At 71.4% G+C, this 23,736-nt stretch carries 17 protein-coding genes and 2 pseudogenes; 10 read left to right on the top strand and 9 right to left on the bottom strand.

Annotated features, from left to right (window positions below; genetic code table 11):
• Nucleotides 1–16: 16 nt before the first annotated feature.
• From ACFPZI_RS34760 to ACFPZI_RS34725, 8 genes and pseudogenes are all read right to left on the bottom strand, one after another.
• Entirely contained in the window at nt 17–952 is a 936-nt protein-coding gene (locus ACFPZI_RS34760) for a S66 peptidase family protein (protein ID WP_381371151.1), read from the bottom strand.
• Entirely contained in the window at nt 949–2,913 is a 1,965-nt protein-coding gene (locus ACFPZI_RS34755; protein ID WP_381371150.1) for a dipeptidyl-peptidase 5, read from the bottom strand. Before ACFPZI_RS34755 ends, ACFPZI_RS34760 begins: the two co-directional genes overlap by 4 nt.
• Nucleotides 2,914–2,917: 4 nt before the next feature.
• Nucleotides 2,918–4,222 (bottom strand): M20/M25/M40 family metallo-hydrolase, encoded by a 1,305-nt coding sequence (locus ACFPZI_RS34750; RefSeq protein ID WP_381371149.1) that lies wholly within the window; start codon nt 4,220–4,222, stop codon nt 2,918–2,920.
• The gene (locus tag ACFPZI_RS34745) at nt 4,215–5,048 is read right to left on the bottom strand and encodes a M55 family metallopeptidase (protein ID WP_350858394.1); all 834 of its coding nucleotides are present in this window, start codon (nt 5,046–5,048) and stop codon (nt 4,215–4,217) included. Before ACFPZI_RS34745 ends, ACFPZI_RS34750 begins: the two co-directional genes overlap by 8 nt.
• 250 nt (nt 5,049–5,298) lie before the next feature.
• Entirely contained in the window at nt 5,299–6,024 is a 726-nt protein-coding gene (locus tag ACFPZI_RS34740; protein WP_381371148.1) for a class I SAM-dependent methyltransferase, read from the bottom strand.
• A gap of 291 nt (nt 6,025–6,315) precedes the next feature.
• Nucleotides 6,316–8,835: a SpoIIE family protein phosphatase gene (locus tag ACFPZI_RS34735; protein ID WP_381371147.1), complete on the bottom strand. Its 2,520-nt coding sequence runs from the start codon at nt 8,833–8,835 to the stop codon at nt 6,316–6,318.
• Between the two features lie 170 nt (nt 8,836–9,005).
• Nucleotides 9,006–9,563, bottom strand: a pseudogene (locus tag ACFPZI_RS34730) (carboxypeptidase regulatory-like domain-containing protein); the annotation flags it as partial.
• A gap of 18 nt (nt 9,564–9,581) precedes the next feature.
• Complete coding sequence (locus tag ACFPZI_RS34725) at nt 9,582–10,025, bottom strand: SRPBCC family protein (protein WP_381371146.1); 444 nt, start codon at nt 10,023–10,025, stop codon at nt 9,582–9,584.
• A gap of 167 nt (nt 10,026–10,192) precedes the next feature.
• Here ACFPZI_RS34725 and ACFPZI_RS34720 point away from each other — a divergent pair.
• The 3 genes and pseudogenes from ACFPZI_RS34720 to ACFPZI_RS34710 all read left to right on the top strand — a co-directional run.
• Nucleotides 10,193–10,790: pseudogene (locus tag ACFPZI_RS34720) on the top strand (SPL family radical SAM protein); the annotation flags it as partial.
• Nucleotides 10,791–10,941: 151 nt separating this feature from the next.
• The gene (locus ACFPZI_RS34715; RefSeq protein WP_381371145.1) at nt 10,942–12,519 is read left to right on the top strand and encodes an alpha/beta hydrolase; all 1,578 of its coding nucleotides are present in this window, start codon (nt 10,942–10,944) and stop codon (nt 12,517–12,519) included.
• A gap of 169 nt (nt 12,520–12,688) precedes the next feature.
• Entirely contained in the window at nt 12,689–13,192 is a 504-nt protein-coding gene (locus ACFPZI_RS34710) for a GNAT family N-acetyltransferase (protein ID WP_381371233.1), read from the top strand.
• A 30-nt stretch (nt 13,193–13,222) separates the two neighbouring features.
• Here the strand turns inward: ACFPZI_RS34710 and ACFPZI_RS34705 are convergent, their stop codons facing one another.
• A complete protein-coding gene (locus tag ACFPZI_RS34705; protein ID WP_381371144.1) occupies nt 13,223–13,831 on the bottom strand; it encodes an adenylosuccinate lyase in 609 nt (202 codons plus the stop codon).
• 385 nt (nt 13,832–14,216) lie between these two features.
• Between ACFPZI_RS34705 and ACFPZI_RS34700 the strand changes: the two genes are divergently transcribed.
• The 7 genes from ACFPZI_RS34700 (at nt 14,217) to ACFPZI_RS34670 (ending at nt 23,706) form a co-directional block, all read left to right on the top strand.
• On the top strand, nt 14,217–16,031 hold the full coding sequence (locus ACFPZI_RS34700; RefSeq protein ID WP_381371143.1) for a 3-hydroxyacyl-CoA dehydrogenase family protein: 1,815 nt from the start codon (nt 14,217–14,219) through the stop codon (nt 16,029–16,031).
• Nucleotides 16,032–16,200: 169 nt separating this feature from the next.
• Complete coding sequence (locus ACFPZI_RS34695) at nt 16,201–17,013, top strand: TetR family transcriptional regulator (protein ID WP_381371142.1); 813 nt, start codon at nt 16,201–16,203, stop codon at nt 17,011–17,013.
• Between the two features lie 477 nt (nt 17,014–17,490).
• Nucleotides 17,491–18,834 (top strand): crotonyl-CoA carboxylase/reductase, encoded by a 1,344-nt coding sequence (ccrA, locus tag ACFPZI_RS34690; protein WP_381371141.1) that lies wholly within the window; start codon nt 17,491–17,493, stop codon nt 18,832–18,834.
• A 52-nt stretch (nt 18,835–18,886) separates the two neighbouring features.
• Nucleotides 18,887–20,995 (top strand): protein meaA, encoded by a 2,109-nt coding sequence (locus ACFPZI_RS34685; protein WP_381371140.1) that lies wholly within the window; start codon nt 18,887–18,889, stop codon nt 20,993–20,995.
• On the top strand, nt 20,992–21,954 hold the full coding sequence (locus tag ACFPZI_RS34680; RefSeq protein WP_381371139.1) for an HpcH/HpaI aldolase/citrate lyase family protein: 963 nt from the start codon (nt 20,992–20,994) through the stop codon (nt 21,952–21,954). Before ACFPZI_RS34685 ends, ACFPZI_RS34680 begins: the two co-directional genes overlap by 4 nt.
• A gap of 16 nt (nt 21,955–21,970) precedes the next feature.
• Nucleotides 21,971–22,498 (top strand): MaoC family dehydratase, encoded by a 528-nt coding sequence (locus ACFPZI_RS34675; protein WP_381371138.1) that lies wholly within the window; start codon nt 21,971–21,973, stop codon nt 22,496–22,498.
• Between the two features lie 2 nt (nt 22,499–22,500).
• Nucleotides 22,501–23,706 (top strand): acyl-CoA dehydrogenase family protein, encoded by a 1,206-nt coding sequence (locus ACFPZI_RS34670; RefSeq protein ID WP_381371137.1) that lies wholly within the window; start codon nt 22,501–22,503, stop codon nt 23,704–23,706.
• Nucleotides 23,707–23,736: the final 30 nt, after the last annotated feature.

Raw genomic sequence — 23,736 nt, 5'->3', positions numbered from 1 at the left:
CGGGTGCGGGACGGGCTCAGCTCAGCGCCGGTTCGTCGAGCGTCAGGGTGCCCGCGTCCGCGTCGAGTTCGGCCGTGACGCCGAACGGCACGGTGAGCGCCCCGTCGCAGTGCCCGAACCCGAACTGCTCGGCCACGGGCACGCCGAGGCCGCTGAGCCGGTCGGCGAGCAGCGCCCGCACTTTCTCGTACGGGCCGCACTGTGCCCAGGAGCCGAGCAGCAGCCCCGACACCCCGTCGAACCAGCCGGCCCGCGACAGCTGGGTGAGGTACCGGTCGAGCCGGTACGGCTCCTCCCCCACGTCCTCCAGGCACAGCAGCCCGCCGCGCGCGGAGGGCCTGGTGTGCGGGGTGCCGAGGTCGGCGGCGAGCAGGGCGAGGCAACCGCCGAGCGTGACGCCGCGTGCCCGGCCGGGGACCAGTGCGGTGCCGTCGGAGGCGAGGGTGCGGACGGTCTCGGGGACGAACAGGGTGGCCTTGAGGTGCTCCTGCGCGCGGGCGTTCTTGAGGAAGTCGACGCCCGCCGCCATCGGCCCGTGCAGGGTGACCAGGCCGAGCCGGGTCGCGAACGCCTCGTGCAGGGCGGTGATGTCACTGAACCCGACGAAGACCTTCGGTCCGGCGGCCCGCATCGCCGACCAGTCGAGCAGGTCGACCATGCGCTGCACGCCGTAGCCGCCCCGGGCGCAGATCACCGCGTCCACGGCGGGGTCGCACCAGGCGGTCTGCAGGTCGGCGGCCCGGTCGGCGTCGGTGCCGGCCAGATAGTCGAACTCGCCGTGGCGGTCCAGGACATGGGGGGCGGCCACCGGGTCGAGGTCCCAGCCGCGCAGCGCGTCGAGACCGGCCTGCAGCCGCTCCTCCGGCACGGGCCCGCTGGGCGCGACGACGGCCACCCGAGCGCCGGGGCCGAGCCGGGGCGGCCGCCGCAACGGCTCGACCCGGCTGCTCATCGGGTCAGCTCCAGGACCGGCACGCCCGGTACCGACAGCCCGAACACCTGGGCGTACAGGGACAGTTCGGCCTCCAGTGCGCGCACCATGGTCTCGGCGCGCCGGAAGCCGTGCCCCTCTCCCTCGAAGGTGAGATACGCGTGTGGCACGCCCTTGCCCTCCAGCCGGGCGAGGAACCGCTCGCACTGCACGGGAGGGCAGATCCGGTCGTCCAGTCCCTGGAGGAGCAGGAACGGCGCGGTGAGCCGGTCGGCGTGCGCGGCGGGCGAGCGTTCGGCGTACCGCTCGGGGACTTCGGCGCGCGGGCCGATGAGGCTCTCGAGGTACTGGGACTCGAAGTCGTGGGTCTCCCCCGGGCCCCAGCCGGTCAGGTCGAGCACCGGGTAGATGATGGTGCCGCAGGCGTAGATGTCGGTGGTGGTGAGGGAGGCAGCCGTGGTCCAGCCGCCGGCGCTGCCGCCGCGGACGGCGAGCCGGTCGCGGTCCGCGGTGCCCTCGTCGGCGAGGGCGAGCGCGACGGCGGCGCAGTCCTCGACGTCCACCACGCCCCACTGCTCGCGCAGCCGGTCCCGGTAGGCGCGTCCGTAGCCGGTGGAGCCGCCGTAGTCGACCTCGGCGACGCCGATGCCGCGCGAGGTGAAGTAGGCGATCTCGAGGTCGAGCACGAGCGGTGCCCGGCCGGTGGGCCCGCCGTGTGCCCAGATCACGTACGGCGGCAGCTCGCCGTCGGGCCCGGCGCGGCCGGGGTTGCGCGGCGGGTACACCTGGGCGTGGATCTCGCGGCCGTCCGGCCCGGTGAAGGTGCGGACCTGCGGTTCGGGGTAGTGGGCGGGGTCCACGGCGTCCTCGTGCGGGGCGCCGATCACCCGGGCCCTGCCGGTCCGGGTGTCCAGCTCGACGACCTCGTGGGCGCTGCGCGGGCTCGCTCCGACAGCCACGACGCGCTCGCCGTGGGACGCGAGCGTGGGCGTGAACTCGGTCCAGGGTCCGGCCGCGTCGACGACCTCGCCCGTCTCCGGGTCGAGTATGCCGAGCGCGGCGGCGCCCCGGCCGTGCACGACGGCGATCAGGCCGCTGTCCAGCGGGGTGAACCAGCGCGACCCCGGCTTCCACAGCGGCCCGCCGAACTCTTCCTCTCGGGGGCAGACGGGTTCGCCGTCGAGGTAGAGGTTCCACCAGCCGGTGCGGTCGCTCGTGTGGAGCAGCCGGCCGTCGGGCGTCCAGTCCGCCTGGGCGACCGACTCGCCCGGACCGCCGGCCACGGTGCGGGTGTTGTGCAGGGTGCCGTCGGGGGCGACGTCGGCGAGGCGGAGTTCGGTACCGTCCCAGGGCATGCGGGGATGGTCCCAGGCCAGCCAGGCGGCGAGTCGCCCGTCGGGCGAGAGGCGCGGTCCGGTGACGAACCGGTGCCGGTCGTCGGTCAGTTCGCGCACGGCACCGCGGTCGTCGGCGGCCGAGCCGTCCAGCGGTACGGCGGCCAGGACCCGGCGCACGTCACTGGGTCCGTCGCCGGTGAACTCCTCCAGGACGCACCACACCTCGCCGCGGTCCGGCAGCAGGGTCGGCTCGGCCCAGCGCAGCCCCTGCCCCACCGGGGAGACGGGGGTCAGCGGCCGCGGCTCGCCGCCCGGTTCGTACCGGTGGAGGCGCTGGTCGGCGAAGTCGACGAACACCACGAGCGGGTCGTCGTCCCGTACGAAGCCGGCCCAGGGCCGTCCGCCGTACTCGTGGACCCGGCTGCGCACATTCCACGGCGCGGGCAGTACGGACTCCTCGGCGCCGTCGGAGTGCCGGCGCACCAGGGTGCGGCGGCCGCCCTCGGCGGGCCGGGGCTCGGTCCACCACACCTCGTCCCCGACGAACCCCACGTACTCGGGACTTCCGTCGTGCGCCGCGGCCGTGGCCGCGTCGATGGGCGAGGGCCACTCGCCGTACGGCAGGGTTCGCACCGTCTCCCCCATGGGCTCAGGCCGTCCGCAGGAACCGGTCGAGGACGCGGACGCCGAAGTGGAGCGCCTCGACCGGGACGCGCTCGTCGACTCCGTGGAAGAGGGCCTGGTAGTCGAAGCCCTCCGGCAGCTTCAGCGGGGCGAAGCCGTAGCCGGTGATGCCGAGGCGGGAGAACTGCTTGGCGTCCGTGCCGCCGGACATGCAGTACGGCACGGGGTGCCCCTCGGGTGCGAACTCCTGCACCGCGGCCCGCATCCGGGCGAACGTCGTCGAGTCCACCGGCGACTGGAGGGCCGGCTCCCGGTGGTGGAACTCCCAGTCCACGTCGGGCCCGGTGAGCCGGTCCAGGGTGGCGCGGAAGTCGTCCTCGCCGCCGGGCAGGATCCGTCCGTCGATGTATGCCTCGGCCTGGCCGGGGATCACGTTGACCTTGTAACCGGCGTCCAGCATCGTCGGGTTGCTGCTGTTGCGCAGGGTGTGCTCGACGAGTTTCGCGGCCGGGCCCAGCTTGGCGAGCAGCGTGTCCACGTCGGACAGGTCGGGGTCGACGCCGTACAGGGCGGCGAGTTCGGTGAGTGCCGCGCGGACGGTCGGGGTGAGCCGCAGCGGCCACTCGTGCTCGCCGATGCGGGCGACGGCGGCGGCGAGGCGGGTCACCGCGTTGTCCCGGTTGACCTTGGAGCCGTGGCCGGCCCGCCCGCGCGCGGTGAGCTTCAGCCAGGCCGTGCCGCGTTCTCCCGCGGCGATCGGGTAGAGCTGCCGGCCGGCGCCGTCGTGGACGGTGTAGGCGCCCGATTCGCTGATGCCCTCGGTGCAGCCCTCGAAGAGCTCCGGGTGCTGGTCGGCGAGGAACCCGGAACCGTCCTCGGCGCTGGCCTCCTCGTCCGCGGTGAAGGCGATCACGATGTCGCGCCGGGGCCGCACGCCCTGGCGGGCCCAGGCCCGCACCACGGCGAGGATCATCGCGTCCATGTTCTTCATGTCGACGGCGCCGCGCCCCCAGACCACCCCGTCGCGCACCTCGCCGGAGAACGGGTGCACGCTCCAGTCGGCCGCCTCGGCCGGTACGACGTCGAGGTGACCGTGGACGAGGAGCGCGTCGGCCGCCGGGTCGGTGCCCGCGAGGCGCGCGACGACGTTGGTCCGGCCGGGGGTGCGCTCGAGCAGCACCGGTTCCAGGCCCGCTCCGGCCAGCCGCTCCGCCACGTACTCGGCGGCGGGCCGCTCCTGGCAGTCACCGCCGCCCCGGTTCGTGGTGTCGATCCTGATGAGGTCGGACGTGAACGTCACGACCTCGTCCAGGGCGTGTTCGTCAGCCATACTGCTCCTCCACCGCTGCCGAGGCGATCGTGGTGACCGCCTTGAAGGTGCGGATCCCGTCGTACATGGTCCCGCTGGTGTATGCCACTTTCCGCTCGCCGGTCCGGGCCACGCCCGGCACGACGGTGGCGGCCATGGCCAGATGCTCGGCGTCGAACTCCACCGCGACGGTGAAGGGGCCCGCGGCCACCGGCTCGTGGCGCACCGCGAGCGCGGCGGCGTCCTTGGCCGCCGCACGGATGTCGGAGGCCGTCCGGGCAGGTGTCCGGCACACCGCCGCGTACCGCGAGACGTGGTCCTTGACCGCGACCTTCAGCGCCCCGGGCGCGTAGCCGAGCGCGTCCTCGCAGGCCACGTCGTCGCCGGTGACCAGGACGACCGGCACCCCGTACTCGGCGACGACGGCCGCGTTGAGCAGGCCCTCGCTCGCCCGTTCGCCGTTCAGCCACACCCCGGTGATGGAGTTGGCGAGGAAGGTGTGGGCGAGGACGCCCTCCATGCCGGCGCCGGCGTGGTAGCCGATGAACGCGATGCCGTCCACGTCGCCGTGCTGCACGCCCTCGACCATGGACAGCGACTTGTGCCGCCCGGTGAGCATCTCGGCCCGCTCGTCGAGCCGCTCCAGCAGGAGATTGCGCATGGTCCAGTGCGCCTCGTTGATCAGCACCTCGTCGGCGCCGCCGTCAAAGAAGCCCCGCACGGCGGCGTCGACGTCGGAGGTGAACATGGACCGGCAGCGCTCCCACTGCGGGGTGCCCGGAAGCACGTCGGCCGGCCAGGTGACACCGGTGGCGCCCTCCATGTCGGCGCTGATGAGGATCTTCATGCGCCTCACGCTACGTCCTGCTGCCAAAACTCTGCCAGGCCTGTGGAAAACTCTCACCGGCCCAGACCAATGACGGTACAGGACGCACGGGACCGCCTCCCACCTGCCCCTATGCCACGCCGCAGCCCTTCCCGTACGCCGTAGCCCCTCCGTGATGCCGCAGCCGCTCCGCCGGACCGCGGGCACTCCGCCGGACCGCAGTCGCTCCGTCAGGCCGCGGGCGCTCCATCGGGCCGCGACAGGCCCCGGGTCACCCGGCACGTCCCGTCACGTACCAGCCGGACGGCAGTTCGATGCGGGAGCCGTCGGGCGCGTACTCCGTCGTGGTGAGGGGCACGGTGCCGCTCACCAGGAGGGTCAGTCCGGCCGCGGCCAGGAACTCCGGCGCCGCGTCGTCGGCCACCCTCCCGGGGGCTATACCGTGCCGGAAGACCGCCGCCACCTTGGGCGGCGGGCCGGCGGGCGAGGCCGTGAGGCTCTGCAGCAACGCCCCGGCGGCCTCGGAGGGTTCGACAAGGAAAGCACGGCCGCGGTCGCCGATCAGGGTGGCGATGCCGTCCACCAGGGGCTGCCGGTCGTCGGCCTCGCACTGGTGCAGCACACCCCGCACGTAGACGTTGACGTCGCCGAGTTCCGCGCGCAGGCCCTGCGCCTCGCCCTTGTCTGCGGCGTCCAGTTGCCGATAGGAGGCCCGGCCGGCCGGATCGGCACGCCGGGCGTGGTCCAGGGCGGCGGCGGACAGGTCGGCGCCGACGACGTGCGGGAAGCGGTCGGCGAGGAAGCGGGTCTGGGTGCCGTTGCCGCAGCCCAGGTCGACCAGCGGCAGACCGGGATCGGACAGATACGGTTCGAACAGGGCCAGGTGGCGGGCGACGGTCAGGGTGGGTTCCGCGTCCCAGAACACTCCCCCCTGCCCGCCCGGCGCCTCGCGCCAGAAACCCTCCCATGCCTCCCGGTACCGACTGGTCACGCTCATGCCCAACTCCCCAGGGTGTGAGGCGAATCCGCCCGTGTGACGGGCCAGTACGGTGTATCGCGCGCCGGGGCGCGCCGACAAGGACACGGCGCATTCCTTCACGCCTCGTTCGCCTCGGGTGAGCCCCTGTTCGCGTCGCGTGAACCCTCGTTCGCGTCGGGTGAGCCGTCCAACCCGCGGCTGAGGAGCCATCGTTCGCGTCAGCCGGTCGTCCACGCCCGTCGAACGGGACCCTCGTTCGCGGTGCCGTGGGACGTCGGACGTGGGGCGTGGAACGGGAAGCGTGCCGGATCAGCGGCGCGGCAGCGTCAGTTCGAACCAGACGCTCTTGCCGGAATGGGTCCGACTGGCACCCCACTCCCGCGCGATCCTGCTGACCACCCGCAGCCCGCGCCCGAACTCGTCCGTCGGCCCGGTGTTGAGGAGTGTGGGCAGTTCGTGGTCGTCGTCCTCCACCTCGCACAGCAGGGTGTCGCCGCGGACCAGGCGCAGCGCGACGGGCCGGGCGTGGGCGTGCCGTACGGCGTTGGTGACGAGTTCGCCGACCATCAGCTCGGCGTTGTCGGCCTGCTTCTCCAGGCCCCACTCGTAGAGCTGTTCGCGGACCATGGCGCGGGCCCGGGGGACCTCCGACGGGTCGGGGACGAGCCGCCACTCGGCGACGTGGTCGGGCTCGATACCGCTCAGGCGCGCCATCAGCAGGGCCACGTCGTCCTTGCGGCCGCCGCGCCCCGCTTCTGAAAATGTCACGGCGAGGGCGCGGATGATGGTGTCGCAGGCGTCGTCCATGGACGCTGCCGGGTGGGCGGCGGATTCGCACAGGGTGGCGAGGCCGACACCGATGTCCTCGCCACGCACCTCGACCAGTCCGTCGGTACACATCACCAGCCGGTCGCCGGGCTCCACGCGCACGCGCACGGACTCGAACGGCACTCCGCCGACGCCGATCGGGGCACCGGTGGGCAGGTCCAGCAGTTCACTGCGGCCGTCCGCCGCACGGACCAGGACGGGCGGGATGTGTCCGGCGTTGGCGAGGCGGAGCTCGCTCGCGATGGGGTCGTAGACGGCGTACAGACAGGTCGCCAGATGGGTGTCACCAAGCCGCTGGGCAAGGTCGTCGAGGTTGCGCAGCAGCTGCGCGGGCGGCAGGTCGAGCCCCGCCATGGTCTGCACGGCGGTGCGCAACTGGCCCATCATCGCGGCGGAGTTCAGGCCGTGGCCCATGACGTCGCCGACGACGAAGGCGGTGCGGGCGCCGGGCAGCTTCACCGAGTCGAACCAGTCGCCGCCGACCCGGCCGAGCAGCGTGCCCGGCAGATAGCGGGTGGCGATGTCGCAGCCCGCCATGCGCGGCGGGATGTGCGGGAGCATGCTGTCCTGGAGCGTCTCGGCGACGTTCTCCTGGTAGGTGTACATGCGGGCGTTGTCGAGCACCAGGCCCGCGCGGGCGGCGAGTTCGGCGCCGGTGACGCGGTCCATGTCGTTGAAGATCTGCCGCTCCGGGTGGCGCAGCAGGATCATGAAGCCGAGGACGACCTGACGCGCCTTCAGCGGTACGACGAGCATCGAGCGGCCGGTGATCAGCGGGCGGATGTCGCGCTTCTCGAACTGCGAGGCGACGGCATGCCCCATCTGCTCACTGACGCGCGGCACGAGGACGGGCTCGCCGGTGGTCATGCACTGGAAGAACGGGGTGTGGGCCGGGAAGGGCATGGCTTCGCCGACGGGCACGACGTCGTCCCAGCGGCCGGGTTCGTCGGTGTGCTCGAGGGCGACCCGGTGCCACATGGTGGTGGTGTCGGGCACACCCTCGTCGAAGCCCTCACCCGCGACGACCTGTTCGCGCAGATAGGTGCCGGCGACGTCGGTGAAGCGGGGCACGACGGCCTTGCTGACCTCGACGATGGTGCGGGACAGGTCGAGGGAGGTGCCGATCCGGGAGCTGACCTCGTTGAGGAACTCAAGGTGTTCGCGGACGGCGGCGTACTCGAGGTCCTCGGTCTCGTCGCGCTGGTCCTCGGGCACGGGTTCGCCGGCCGCGCGGGCCCGTGCGGCCCGTTCGCGACGCGCCCTGCGCTCGGCACGGCGGGGCACCCCCCAGTCGGGGGTGACGGGCACCCGCTCATTCTGGCTGAACTCCAGTATGGGATAGCCCAGTTCGAGGATCTGGGCGGCGATGCGGGCACTCTCCCCGACGCTCATGCTGGGCAGGATCTCGGGGAGCCGGCGGGCCAGGTCCGCGGAGCCGGGGAAGTCGGTGTGCAGGGCGAATCCGGGGGCGATCCACTCGAACGCCTCCGCCTCGTCGCCGTGCAGCGCCTCCGCGTCGGCGGCGAGCACCAGCAGCCGCTCGCTGCCGGGGCCGACCAGCGGGTAGGCCCACCACAGCACGTCGACGCGCCCGGACCCGGACCCTGACCTGGCCCCGGACTCGCGAGCAGGAGCGGCGAGGCGGGCGCGGCCCGCGGCCGGATAGGAAAGGCCCCGGCCGAGGGAGGATTCGAGACCGGGGCCGAGACCGTCGTAGTCCGCGTACGACGCGTACGCACCGTGCCGCCCGGCTTCCCTCTCCTCCTCGTCCTCGGGGAGGGCGCCGGAGACCGGCAGCAGATCGACGGCCGGACGGCCGAGGGCGTCGTCCTTGGACAGCCCGAACAGGCGCCGTGCGCCTGTACTCCAGTGCGAGACCAGCCCGCCGCGGTCCACGACGACGACGGCCAGCGGGATCCGGCCGGCACCGAGGCCTTCGGTCACCGTGCCGTCCTCGACTCCATGGTCGGGCGGTGCGTCCCGCTCGGTGCCACGATCCATGGCCCAGGCCCTCTCTCCCCACGGATCCCAAGATCTGTACCGCCGTACCACCGTACGGGCACGGCTGGTTGCAATGTGTGGCAATACGGGAATTGACCGCCGGCGTTCGCACCGGAGTGCGTTCCACCGCGCGGACGTCCGTTCCCGGCCCCGCCCCTGGTCCCGCTCCCGTGCCCCAACTGGAGGTCCCGTTCGGTGCGGTCCCCTCCGGCGACCTGGAGCACGGTCGCGACCGGCGGGTAGCCGGCGGCGACGACGGTGTGCTCACCGGACGACAGGTCGACGAAGCGGAAGATGCCGTCCGGCCCGGTGGTGAGGGTGGCGACCACGTTGCCCGCCGCGTCCAGCAGGGTCACGCGCGCGTCCTCCACGGCCCGTCCCGCGCTGCCCCGCACGGTGCCGCGCGGCACGGCGCCGCCGGCCGGTTCGACATCCTGACGGGTCTCCCGCGCCGCCTGGACGGTGACGGGGGGAACGGCCGGGCGGAAGGCTGGCACGCTCGCGGCGAGGGTGTGCTCGCCGGCCACCAGCCCGGTGGTCCCGCAGCCGCCCTCCCGGCCGCTGCGGGTGGTGGCGGCGACCTCGCCGGGCACGTTGGCCAGGGTCCCGATGGCGTTCCGTACGGGTGGTCCGTCGGCGGTGAGCACGCTGCCGGCAAGGCGGCCCGCGCCACCGAGGACGACGTCCGGTTCGACGGGCCGCTCGCCGCCGGTCACGGGGACCGCCTGCCACTTCGCCTCGGGCGGTTACTTCTCGACCTCGGCGGCGAGCCTGGCGAGCAGCGCGTCGTGGATGCGCGCGAGGCCCTTGGGGGCGAAGGTCTTCTCGAAGAAGCCGCCGATACCCCCGGCGCCGGTCCAGGTGGTGGTCACGACGACCCGGGACCTGCCCTCCCCGGCCGGGGTGACGCGCCAGGTGGTGACCATGGACGAGTTGCGGTCCTTCTCGACCAGTTCGCCGTCGTTCGGCTCGGTGACCTCCATGAGGCAGTCGCGGACGCGCTTGCTGGTGGCCTGGAGCTTCCAGCGGACGAGGCTGCCCTCGCCGTCACCGCCCTCGCGGACCTCGTATTCGCTGTACTGCTCGGGCAGCAGCTTCCCGCGCGTGTCGCGGTAGTCGGCGAGGGCATCGAACACCGTCTCCGCGTCCGCCGCGACGATCCGCTCCGTAGTGGCCTCGACCTGCGCCATCGATTTCCTCCAGGACATGGGTTCTCGGGGGTCGGGGCAAGCCAACCACCCCCTCGCCCGGCCCCCCAAATCGGGAGTCCGGAAGTGATCGGGAGTGTGCTCAAACCAGTCGTTCGCGCGATCAAGGGAACACTTGCTCTATTACCTGGGCCAGTGCTTGGACCAGTGCCGCCGAGGTCGCCGACGTCGGCATCTCGGTCTCCGTCGGCTTCACCGACACCGAGCTGTGGCGCACCGTGGAGGCGGGCACGCCCGCCCCGGAGCGCCGGCTGGAGGTCGTGCGGACGCTCGCCGCGCACGGGATCGGCTGCGGGGTGCTGATGGCACCGGTGATCCCGTTCCTGGGCGACCGGCCGGAGCAACTGCGGGCCACCGTGCGGGCGATCGCCACGGCGGGCGCCACGGCGGGCGCCACCTCCGTCACTCCGCTGGTGCTGCGCCTGCGGCCGGGAGCCCGCGAGTGGTTCATGTCCTGGCCCGGGCAGCACCATCCGTACCTCGTGAACCGGTACGAGCGGCTGTACGCGGAGGGCGCCTACGCCCCGAAGTGGTGTCGACGCAGGATCACTCGTCAGGTCCACGACCTGGCCCGTGAGTACGGCGTCGGCCCCACCTGCGCGGAGATGCCCCATCGCCTCCGGCCTGCCGGGCACCCGGTGACCGGATCTCCGGACCATGGATCCCCTGCCTCCGGACCCTCCACCTCCGCATCCCGACGCCCCGAGTCCCTCATGTCGGGCCCGACCCAACTCTCGTTTTCTTTAGAAGCATTCGAGTCTTTGGAAGCATTCGAGGGCATCCGGCGACCCGATCGGGTCAAGAGTCGGTGGAACGCGTTCGTCCAGCGGCTCGTTCCGGGACGATGCCGCGTGGACCGTGAGCCCGCGGTTCACCGACCTCCGTCCTGGGAGGACCCATGAGGAAACGCGCAGCAGTGCTGTGCAGTGTCGCCGCCGTCGTGGCCGGGAGCCTGACGGCCCTGCCCGCCGAGGCGGCCGCGCCGAGCGGCGCCGACACGTTCCGCGCGGCGAAGCCCGTGTGGAAGGACTGCGGCACCGAGAACCATCCGACGCTGCAATGCGCGTCCGTCGAGGTGCCGCTCGACCATGCCCGCCCCGACGGGCGGAAGATCACCCTCGCGCTGTCCCGCGTTCCGCACACCGCGAAGAAGTACCAGGGCCCCCTGTTGGTCAACCCGGGCGGCCCCGGCGGCAGCGGGCTGGCGCTCGCCGGGTTCGTCGCGGCCTCGCTGCCGAAGGAGGTGGCCGCCCAGTACGACGTGATCGGCTTCGATCCGCGCGGGGTGGGCGCGAGCAGGCCCGCGCTGAACTGCGAGCCGGGCTTCTTCGACCCGGTGCGGCCGAATCCGGTGCCGAGCACCCGCCCGGTGGAGCAGGCCAACCTCGCGCGCGTGAAGTCGTTCGCCGACGCCTGCGGCAAGAAGCACGCGGATCTCCTTCCGTACGTGAACACGGTCGGCGCGGTGCGCGACATGGACGTGATCCGGCAGGCGCTGGGCGCCCGGAAGATCAATTACTTCGGCTACTCCTACGGCACGTATCTGGGTGCCGTGTACGCCAAGCTGTTCCCGGAGCGGGTGCGGCGCCTGGTCCTCGATTCGATCGTCGACCCCACCGAGGTCTGGTACGAGTCCAACCTGAACCAGGACCACGCCTTCAACGACCGTCACCGTGCCCTGATGGCCTGGATCGCCGAGCACGACAGCACGTACCGGCTCGGCGCCGATCCGGAGAAGATCGAGGCCGAGTGGTACGCGATGCGCGCGGCCCTGGCGAAGAGGCCGGCCGGTGACAAGGTGGGCGCGGCCGAACTGGAGGACACCTTCCTGCCGGGCGGCTACTACAACGGCTACTGGCCCTATCTGGCGGAGGCGTTCGCGGCGTACGTGAACGCCGGCGACTTCGGACCGCTGGTCAAGGCGTACGAGAACTTCGGCGCGGTCGACGCCGCCGGCGACAACGGCTACAGCGTCTACACGGCGGTCGAGTGCCGGGACGCGTCCTGGCCGCGGGACTGGCGGCAGTGGCGCAAGGACAACTGGGAGGTGTACGAGCGGGCACCGTTCCTGACGTGGAACAACGCCTGGTACAACGCGGCATGCGCGTTCTGGCCGACCGAGTCACTGCGGCCCCTGAACATCGTCAACAGGAAGCTGCCGCCGGCGCTGCTCTTCCAGGCCACCGACGACGCGGCCACTCCCTACCAGGGCGGCGTGACGGTCCACCATCTGCTGGCCCGCTCCAGCCTGGTGGTGGAGCAGGGCGGCGGCAATCACGGCATCACGCTGAGCGGCAACGCCTGCCTGGACGAGCACCTGACGGCGTACCTGACCGACGGCACCGTGCCGCGCGGCCGCGGCACGGCCGACGCGGTGTGCGAGGCGCTGCCCGACCCGGCCCCGCGGACGTCGAAGGCCGCGTCCCCCACGTCCCGCGGCTCGACCCTGCACGGCCTGCTCGGCTTCCGCCGCTGAGCAGGCGCGTCGTCGGGGCGGGGAGTCGGGGGGCAGCGAGGCGGGGGCGGGGCACGGCGTTGTCGGTCCCCTGGTTCACCATGGAGCCATGAGTGAGCCGATCGAGGCCCCTGCCCTCGCCCCCGACGACGTTCTCCCCGCGTCCCCGGCGGGGTTCGTGCCGCGCCCGATGAGGACGGACGACTGCGCCGAGGTCGCCGCGATCCGCATACGCGGCTGGCAGCACGCCTACAAGGGCCTCGTCCCTCAGCCGTATCTCGACGGCCTCGACATCGCGGCGGACGCCGACCGGCAGCGCGCTCGCCTGCTGGACGGCGACCGGCGCGTGGTGAACCTGGTCGTCGACAGCGGCGGCGGCACGCTCCTCGGCTGGGCGGCCCTCGGCCCGTACCGGGACGGCGAAACACGCACCGAGGACGCCGAGTTGTACGCCCTGTACCTGCGTCCCCAGCACATCGGCCGGGGCGTGGGCAGGGCCCTCCTCTCGGCGGCGGTCCGGCACTGCGCCGCCGCCGGACACCAGCGCATGTACCTGTGGGTCCTCAAGGGCAACGCCCCCGCCCGCCGCTTCTACGAGCGGGCCGGCTTCACCGCGGACGGTGCCGAGGAGGCCTTCGAGGTGGGCGGGTCGGTGGTGCCCGAGGTGCGGTACGCGAAGGATCTCCGCGGCTGAGCGGTCCGGCCACCGCCGCGAAGCCCGCGGCTACCGCTGCCCCGGGATCCGCGGCGTGGACGCCCGTCGCTGCCCGGGGATCCGCTCCAGGGCATGGACCGCCGCCTCGGCCAGGGCGGGGTGGGCCAGGGCCTCGTTCAGGACGGGTTCGGCGCGGGCGTCGCCGAGTTCGCCCAGTCCGTCCACGCAGGCGAGGGCGACCCCGCGGTACGGGTCGTGCGGGTGCAGCCGCCGCTGCAGCGTGGTGATCAGGGCCGGCACGGCTTCCGGGGCGCGCAGTTCGACGAGCAGGCGTACGGGGTGGAGGGCGTAGGCCACACGGAGTTCGTTGGTGGCGAGGGCGGCGGCGGCACGGGCGGTGCGCGGGTCGCCGAGGCGGGCCAGGGCGTAGGCGGCGCCGGCGCAGCGCGGGGGGTCCCGGTGGTTGAGGAGAAGCACGAGGGACTCGAAGGCCCGCCGGTCCCCCGCGAGCCCGAGCCGGAAGGCCCCCAGTTCCCTGGCCCACAGCGGCTGCCCCGGCTCGGTGAGCACGGCGGCCAGGGCGTCGGGGTCCTCGGTCGCCAGAAGCCGGTCGACGGCTGCCGATCCGGCCGCCTCGGTCCGTAAGCGCTCCGTGAGCGATCGCAACTCTTCGTCCATGCCCCGAGGTTAGACGGCCCACCCGGCTGTCGGGACGTACATCACAAACACCGGGGGCTGGCGCGCTCGTTACCCGCGAGTTAAGCTCAATCGAGCGAGTTACCCACTCGCGTTCTCGCTGTTCGTTTCTCCTCACGGTGGTTTGGTGACGCAGCCACGGTGAGTGCAGTCGGTTCGGTACTCGTACGCGTGTACCGCAGTACGGCTCGGCCTCGGGACAGGGCCGGTCGGAACCGCCGTTCCCGGGCGTGTGCCCGTCGTGACGGCGCCGGGTGTGTGCGCTCGCAGCCCGGCATCACCCGCATTCCGTACGCACGCATCCGGTGCGCCCCTCGGCGTACCCGGGCGCGTTCTCCGTCGTCACCCTCATTCCTGGAGTCCCTCGATGGCCACTCCCCTGTCTCCCCAGTCCGACATCCCCATGCCCCCGCTCCGAACCGTCGCCGTGGTCGGCCTCGGCACGATGGGTACCGGCATCGCCGAGGTCCTGGCCAAGGCCGGCCGCGAGGTCGTCGGCATCGACATCAGCGCGGCCCAGGCCACGCGGTGCGTCGCCGCCCTGGAGTCCTCGACCGCCCGCGCCGTGGAGCGCGGCCGGCTCACCGGTGAGCAGCGCACGGAGCTGCTGGCCCGCGTGACCACCTCCACCGACCTCGCGGCGGCGGCCGGCGCCGACCTGGTGATCGAGGTGGTGCCGGAGTCGTACGAGGCCAAGCAGCAGATCTTCCGTGAACTCGACGCCGTGGTGCGGCCGCAGACGATCCTGGCGACCGGCACCAACGCCCTGTCGGTCACCCGTCTCGCCGCCGACTCGGCCCGTCCCGAGCGTGTGCTGGGCCTGCATTTCTTCAACCCCGCCCCGGCGATGAAGCTGGTGGAGGTCGTCTCCTCGGTGCTGACCTCGCCGGCGGCCGTCACCGCGGTCACCGACCTGGCCCTGGATCTGGGCAAGGAGCCGGTCGCGGTCGGCGACCGGCCCGGGTTCGTCGCCGACGGGCTGCTGTTCGGCTACCTCAACCAGGCCGCCTCGATGTACGAGTCGAACTACGCCTCCCGCGAGGACATCGACGCCGCGATGCGGCTGGGCTGCGGTCTGCCGATGGGCCCGCTGGCGCTGCTCGACCTGATCGGCATCGACACCGCGCGGACGGTCCTGGAGGCCATGTACGCGGAGTCCCACGACCGGCTGCACGCGCCGGCCCCGATCCTGAAGCAGCTGAGCGAGGCGGGTCTGACGGGCCGCAAGGCGGGGCGCGGCTTCTACACGTACGAGGAGCCGGTCAGCGCCGCCGTCGTGCGGGACGCGCTGACCCCGCCGGAGGGCGGTCGGCCCACCGAGGGCCGGCCGGTCCGTTCGGTGGGCGTGGCGGGCTCGGGCACCATGGCCTCGGGCATCGCCGAGGTGTTCGCCAAGGCCGGCTACCACGTGGTCCTCGCCGCCCGCAGCGCGGAGAAGGCACAGGGTGCCAAGGCCCGGATCGGCACGTCCCTGACGCGCTCCGTCGACAAGGGGCGGATGACCGCCGAGGCCGCCGCCCAGGCCCTGGAGCGGGTCCGGCCGACGGACTCCTACGACGACTTCGCCGACGTGGACCTGGCGGTCGAGGCGGTCGCCGAGGACCTGGAGGTCAAGCGGCAGCTGTTCGGGACGCTGGACAAGGTCTGCAAGCCGGGCGCGGTGCTCGCCACCACCACCTCCTCGCTGCCCGTGATCGCCTGCGCCCGTGCCACCTCGCGTCCGCAGGACGTGATCGGCATGCACTTCTTCAACCCGGCGCCGGCCATGAAACTGGTCGAGGTGGTCCGTACGGTGCTGACCCGGGACGACGTCCACGCGACGGTGCGCGAGGTCTGCCGGGCGGTCCGCAAGCACCCTGTGGACTGCGGTGACCGGGCCGGTTTCATCGTCAACGCACTGCTGTTCCCGTACCTCAACAACGCGGTCAAGATGGTGCAGGAGCACTACGCCGGCATCGACGACATCGACGCCGCGATGAAGCTGGGCGGCGGCTACCCGATGGGCCCGTTCGAGCTGCTGGACGTCGTCGGGCTGGACGTCTCGCTCGCGATCGAAAAGGTCCTGCACCGCGAGTTCCGCGACCCGGGGCTCGCCCCGGCGCCGCTGCTGGAGCATCTGGTGGCCGCGGGCTGCCTCGGCCGCAAGACCGGCCGTGGCTTCCGCGAATATGCCAAGCGCTGAGCCGCCGCACCGCCTGGGCGACCGGTACCGCGGCGACGGCCAGTGGGGCGGGCTGCTGGAACCCGGCCGGTTCCCGCCGCTCCCCGGCCGCAGCGCTCCCCCGCCCCCCGAGGGCGGGGGAGTTCCCGGTCCGGCGCGGCGAGCTGCGCACATGCAGTACGTTCGGGGCATGTCCCAGCCCGCCAAGTCCTCCCGTACACCCGCCACGACCGAGCCGCCGGAACGCGCCGCCGGCAGTCGCGCCGCCGCCCAGCGGCTGAAGATGCGCCGGGAACTGGCGGCCGCCGCGATGGAGCTGTTCGCGACCAAGGGATACGAGGCCACCACCGTCGACGAGATCGCGGCCGCGGCCGGGGTCGCCCGCCGCACCTTCTTCCGGCACTTCCGGTCCAAGGAAGAGGCGATCTTTCCCGATCACGACGACACCCTGGTACGCGCCGAGGCGGTGCTCAACGCGGCGCCGGCGCACGAACATCCGCTCGACACGGTGTGCCGTGGCATCAAGGAGGTCATGCGGATGTACGCGGCGCGGCCGGAGATCTCGGTCGCCCGCTACCGGCTGACCCGCGAGGTGCCCACCCTGCGTGAGGCGGAGATCGCGTCAGTGGCCCGCTACGAGCGTCTCTTCACCCGTTACCTGCTCGGCCACTTCGACGAGCACGCGCACGACGAGGACGCGGGCGACGACCCACTGCTGGCGGAGGTCGCCGCGTCCGCCGTGGTCACCGCGCACAACCATGTGCTGCGGCGCTGGCTCAGGGCGGACGGCCAGGGCGATGTGGAGGCGGAGCTCGACCACGCCTTCTCGATCGTCCGCAAGACCTTCGGGAACGGGATCATGGCGGGCCGCCGCACGGTGCCGCCGAGACCGCCGGCCGCCTCGGTGTCCGCCCAGGGCGAGGTGCTGGTGACGGTCGCCCGCACCGATGCCCCGCTGGACGAGGTGATGCGGACCATCGAGCGGGCCCTGAAGGAACGCTGAGGAGCGCTCGAGGGGCACCAGGAGGTCCTGACGAGGCACTGAGCAGTGCTCTGAAAGCGCGCTGAGCACATCTCGCCGTGCTGACGACGGCCACCCCATGGGGTGGCCGTTTTGCCACGTCAGGGCCCCTTTTCACGCCCTCTTCGGGCGCCATTCGATCGATCATCGCTCATTTGTTACGTAAAGATTTCATCTGAGAGCGATTCATGGCACCCAGTGCCTTGCGCACTGTCACGGCGTGCCATACGTTGAAGGAGTCCGGGCGGCCGGCGCGCAGAGACCCTTCGTGCGCCGGCTGTCCCAGCAAGCCGGAAGGTTTGCCCGCCCGGACGCCTGCGTCACAGGCACCCTCCCGCGCCACCAAGCGCTGCCGAAGCACCACCGCCGAACCGACGGCATCCCCTCAACCCTCAGCAGCACCGACGTAACCCTCAGCGCCCCTCCCTCAGGGCACTGCTCATCGCCGGAGGCAACACCGTGACCGTCAAGGACATCCTGGCCGCGATCCAGTCGCCCGACTCCACGTCGGAGGACTTCGCCGCCCTCCCGCTGCCCGAGTCGTACCGTGCGATCACCGTGCACAAGGACGAGACGGAGATGTTCTCCGGGCTCGCCACCCGCGACAAGGACCCCCGCACGTCACTCCACCTCGACGACGTGCCCGTGCCCGAACTCGGCCCGGGCGAGGCCCTGGTGGCTGTGATGGCCTCCTCGGTCAACTACAACTCGGTGTGGACGTCGATCTTCGAGCCGATGGCGACCTTCGGCTTCCTGGAGCGCTACGGCAGGCTCAGCGAGCTCACCAGGCGCCACGACCTGCCGTACCACATCATCGGCTCCGACCTCGCGGGCGTCGTGCTGCGCACCGGTCCCGGGGTCAACGCCTGGCACCCCGGCGACGAGGTCGTCGCCCACTGCCTCTCCGTCGAGCTGGAGTCCAGCGACGGCCACAACGACACGATGCTCGACCCGGAGCAGCGGATCTGGGGCTTCGAGACCAACTTCGGCGGCCTGGCGGAGATCGCGCTGGTGAAGTCCAACCAGCTGATGCCGAAGCCGGACCACCTGAGCTGGGAGGAGGCCGCCGCCCCCGGCCTGGTCAATTCCACCGCCTACCGGCAGCTGGTCTCCCGCAACGGCGCCGGCATGAAGCAGGGCGACAACGTGCTCATCTGGGGCGCGAGCGGCGGACTCGGCTCCTACGCCACCCAGTTCGCGCTGGCCGGCGGGGCCAACCCGATCTGCGTCGTCTCCAGCGAGCAGAAGGCGGACCTCTGCCGGGCGATGGGCGCCGAGGCGATCATCGACCGCACCGCCGAGGACTACAAATTCTGGAAGGACGAGAACACCCAGGACCCGCGCGAGTGGAAGCGTTTCGGCAAGCGCATCCGCGAACTCACCGGCGGCGAGGACGTGGACATCGTCTTCGAGCACCCCGGCCGCGAGACCTTCGGCGCCTCCGTGTACGTCACCCGCAAGGGCGGCACCATCGTCACCTGCGCCTCGACCTCGGGCTATAACCACGAGTACGACAACCGGTACCTGTGGATGTCCCTGAAGAAGATCGTCGGCTCCCACTTCGCCAACTACCGCGAGGCATGGGAGGCCAACCGCCTCGTCGCCAAGGGAAAGATCCACCCCACGCTGTCGCGGGTGTACTCCCTGGAGGACACCGGCCAGGCCGCCCACGACGTGCACCGCAACCTCCACCAGGGCAAGGTCGGCGTGCTGTGCCTGGCCCCCGAGGAGGGCCTGGGCGTGCGCGACCACGCCAAGCGCGCGCAGCACGTGGACGCCATCAACCGCTTCCGGAACATCTGAGGGCCGTTGAATGACAGAGCGTCAGAACCCGTCTGCCGCGCAGGGCGCGCCTGTGTCGAAAGAGACGAAGACAAGGGAGCGCAGCGACCGCGGGCCGAGGAGCGTCGACACCCGCACCGAGCGCCCTGCGCCGCAGGCGCAGAAGGAAAGGGACCGTCCGTGGCTGATGCGGACCTACGCCGGGCACTCCACGGCCGAGGCGTCGAACGAGCTGTACCGGCGCAATCTCGCCAAGGGCCAGACCGGTCTGTCGGTGGCGTTCGACCTGCCGACGCAGACCGGCTACGACCCCGACCACGTCCTCGCCCGCGGTGAGGTCGGCCGGGTCGGGGTGCCGGTCTCGCACATCGGCGACATGCGCCGGCTGTTCCAGGACATCCCCCTGGAGCAGATGAACACCTCGATGACGATCAACGCCACCGCCATGTGGCTGCTGGCGCTCTACCAGGTCGTCGCCGAGGAGCAGGGCGCGGACCTCACCGAGCTCCAGGGGACGACCCAGAACGACATCGTCAAGGAGTACCTGTCCCGCGGCACGCACGTGTTCCCGCCGGGGCCGAGCCTGCGCCTGACGACGGACATGATCGCGTACACGGTCTCCCACATGCCGAGGTGGAACCCGATCAACATCTGCAGCTACCACCTGCAGGAGGCGGGCGCCACACCGGTCCAGGAGATCGCGTACGCGATGTCCACGGCGATCTCGGTGCTCGACGCCGTGCGCGACTCCGGCCAGGTGCCGCCGGAGCGCATGGGCGACGTCGTCGGCCGTATCTCGTTCTTCGTGAACGCGGGCGTCCGCTTCGTCGAGGAGATGTGCAAGATGCGCGCCTTCGGCCGGATCTGGGACCGGATCACACGCGAGCGGTACGGCATCGAGAACCCCAAGCACCGCCGCTTCCGCTACGGCGTCCAGGTCAACTCCCTCGGTCTGACCGAGGCGCAGCCGGAGAACAACGTCCAGCGGATCGTGCTGGAGATGCTGGCCGTGACCCTCTCCAAGGACGCACGCGCGCGTGCCGTCCAGCTGCCGGCCTGGAACGAGGCCCTGGGCCTGCCCCGCCCCTGGGACCAGCAGTGGTCGCTGCGCATCCAGCAGGTGCTCGCCTACGAGAGCGACCTGCTGGAGTACGGGGACCTCTTCGAGGGCTCCAAGGTGGTCGAGGCCAAGGTGGACGAGCTGGTCGAGGCGTCGCTGGCCGAGATGGGGCGGATCGAGGAGATGGGCGGCGCGATGGCCGCCGTCGAGTCCGGCTACCTCAAGTCCCAGCTGGTCTCCTCGCACGCCGCGCGCCGGGCCCGGATCGAGTCGGGTGAGGAGAAGATCATCGGTGTCAACGCCTTCGAGGGCACCGAGCCGAACCCCCTGACCGCCGATCTCGACACCGCGATCCAGACCGTCGACCCGGCCGTCGAGGCGCGAGTGGTCGGGGCGCTGGGCCGCTGGCGCGACACGCGCTACCAGCCGCCGTTCAACCACCCGCGCCCCTGCAAGGCGCTGGAGGCGCTGAAGGAGGCCGCGAAGGGCGACGGCAACCTGATGGAGGCCACCCTGGAGTGCGCCCGCGCGGGGGCCACGACCGGCGAGTGGGCCGGTGCCCTGCGCGAGGTGTTCGGCGAGTACCGCGCCCCGACCGGGGTGTCCTCGGCGCCGGTCGCCGTCCCCGCCGAGGCGGGCTCGGCGCTCGCCGGCGTCCGCCGCAAGGTGGAGGTGACGGCGCGTGACCTCGGCGTCGGCAAGCTGCGCTTCCTGGTCGGCAAGCCGGGCCTGGACGGCCACTCCAACGGCGCCGAGCAGATCGCCGTGCGGGCCCGCGACGCCGGGTTCGAGGTGGTCTACCAGGGCATCCGGCTCACCCCGGAGCAGATCGTGGACGCCGCCCTCGCGGAGGACGTCCACGCGGTGGGCCTGTCCATCCTCTCCGGCTCCCACGCCCAGCTGGTGCCGGACGTGCTGGAGCGGCTGCGCGAGGCCGGCGCGGCCGACATTCCGGTGATCGCCGGCGGAATCATCCCGAACGCCGACGCCGAGCAGCTCAGGGCCGCGGGAGTGGCCGCGGTCTTCACCCCGAAGGACTTCGACATCACCGGGATCATCGGCCGTATCGTCGACGAGATCCGCAACGCGAACAAGCTCGACCCCCTGGAGGTCCCCGCATGACGACTGTGAACCGCCTTCGCCCCCGGCGCTCCTGCCTGGCGGTACCGGGCTCGAACCCGCGCTTCCTGGAGAAGGCCCAGGGCCTCCCGGCGGACCAGGTCTTCCTCGACCTGGAGGACGCCTGCGCTCCGCTCGCCAAGCCCGAGGCGCGGCACACCATCGTCAAGTTCCTCAACGAGGGCGACTGGACCGGCAAGACGCGCGTGGTGCGGGTCAACGACTGGACGACCGAGTGGACGTACCGTGACGTCGTGACCGTCGTCGAGGGCGCCGGCCCGAACCTCGACTGCATCATGCTGCCGAAGGTGCAGGACGCCCAGCAGGTCGTCGCGCTCGACCTGCTCCTCACCCAGATCGAGAAGACCATGGGCTTCGAGGTCGGCCGCATCGGCATCGAGGCGCAGATCGAGAACGCCCAGGGCCTGAACAACGTCAACGAGATCGCGCAGGCCTCCCCGCGCGTCGAGACGATCATCTTCGGCCCGGCCGACTTCATGGCGTCGATCAACATGAAGTCGCTGGTCGTGGGTGAGCAGCCGCCCGGCTACCCGGCGGACGCCTACCACTACATCCTGATGAAGATCCTGATGGCCGCCCGCGCCAACAACCTCCAGGCGATCGACGGCCCCTACCTGCAGATCCGCAACGTCGACGGCTACCGCGAGGTCGCACAGCGCGCCGCCGCCCTCGGTTTCGACGGCAAGTGGGTGCTCCACCCGGGCCAGGTCGAGGCGTCCAACGAGATCTTCTCGCCCTCCCAGGAGGACTACGACCACGCCGAGCTGATCCTGGACGCGTACGACTACTACACATCCGAGGCGGGCGGTAGGAAGGGCTCCGCGATGCTCGGCGACGAGATGATCGACGAGGCCAGCCGCAAGATGGCCCTGGTCGTTTCCGGCAAGGGACGGGCCGCCGGTATGCGGCGCACCGGCACGTTCGAGATGCCCACCGACTAGAAAGGTCCTGAGCGCGATGCAGTTCGGACGCACCTACGAGGAGTTCGAGGTCGGCGCGGTCTACAAGCACTGGCCCGGCAAGACGGTCACGGAGTACGACGACCACCTCTTCTGCCTCCTCACCATGAACCACCACCCCCTCCACATGGACAGCAACTATGCGGAGAGGACGACGGACTTCGGCAAGAACGTCGTCGTGGGCAACTACGTCTACTCACTGCTGCTCGGCATGTCGGTGCCGGACGTCTCCGGGAAGGCGATCGCCAACCTGGAGATCGAGTCGCTGCGGCACGTGGCGCCGACCTTCCACGGCGACACGGTCTACGGCGAGACGACCGTGCTCGACAAGAGGCCGTCGAAGTCGAAGAACGACCGCGGCATCGTCCACGTCGAGACCAGGGGCTACAAGCAGGACGGCACCCTGGTGTGCGTGTTCCGCCGCAAGGTGATGGTGCCGACCGAGACGTACATCAAGGAGCGCGGCGGCGAACAGCCCGGCCGCCCGGAACCGCTGGACATTTCAGAGCGAGAGCAGGAGAAGTAGCCATGGCGCGACTCGCCCAGACGGCCGGTCTGACCGACGTCCAGCGGGAGATCCTCTCCACCGTCCGGGACTTCGTGGACAAGGAGATCATCCCGGTCGCGACCGGCCTGGAGCACCGCGACGAGTACCCGCAGCAGATCGTCGACGGCCTGAAGGAACTCGGCCTGTTCGGTCTGATGATCCCCGAGGAGTACGGAGGGCTGGGCGAGTCGCTGCTCACGTACGCCCTGTGCGTGGAGGAGATCGCGCGCGGCTGGATGTCGGTGTCCGGCATCATCAACACGCATTTCATCGTCGCGTACATGCTCAAGCAGCACGGCACGCAGGAGCAGAAGGACCACTTCCTGCCGCGCATGGCGGCCGGCGACGTCCGGGGCGCGTTCTCCATGTCGGAGCCGGCCCTGGGTTCCGACGTGTCGGCGATCTCGTCGAAGGCGGTGAAGGACGGCGACGCGTACGTCCTGAACGGCCAGAAGATGTGGCTGACGAACGGCGGCACGTCGTCCCTGGTGGCCGTTCTGGTGCGGAGTGACGAAGGACACCCGGAGGGCACGGCGCCGCACAAGTCGATGACGACCTTCCTGGTGGAGAAGGAGCCCGGATTCGGCGAGGTGCGGCCCGGTCTGACCATCCCGGGCAAGATCGACAAGATGGGCTACAAGGGCGTCGACACCACCGAGCTCATCATGGACGGACTGCGCGTTCCGGCGGACCGCGTGCTCGGCGGGGTCACCGGCCGCGGTTTTTACCAAATGATGGACGGCGTCGAGGTCGGCCGCGTCAATGTGGCGGCGCGGGGCTGCGGTGTCGCCCAGCGCGCCTTCGAACTCGGGGTCCGGTACGCCCAGCAGCGGCACACGTTCGGCAAGCAGATCGCCCAGCACCAGGCCATTCAGTTCAAGCTCGCGGAGATGGCTACCAAGGTGGAGGCCGCGCATGCGATGATGGTGAACGCCGCACGCAAAAAGGACTCCGGAGAACGAAACGACCTGGAGGCGGGGATGGCCAAGTACCTCGCGTCCGAGTACTGCAAGGAGGTCGTCGAGGACGCCTTCCGGATCCACGGCGGCTACGGTTTTTCCAAGGAGTACGAGATCGAGCGCCTCTACCGCGAGGCGCCGATGCTGCTGATCGGCGAGGGTACCGCCGAGATCCAGAAAATGATCATCGGTCGCAGACTGCTCGAAGAGTATCGATTCCAGGGATGAATGTCCGGATACGGGGTGTTTTCTTGGAAT

Origin of the sequence: Streptomyces chlorus (genome assembly GCF_042655885.1) — a bacterium.
Lineage (GTDB): Bacteria > Actinomycetota > Actinomycetes > Streptomycetales > Streptomycetaceae > Streptomyces > Streptomyces chlorus.
This window is presented reverse-complemented; position numbering and strand designations above follow the sequence as displayed.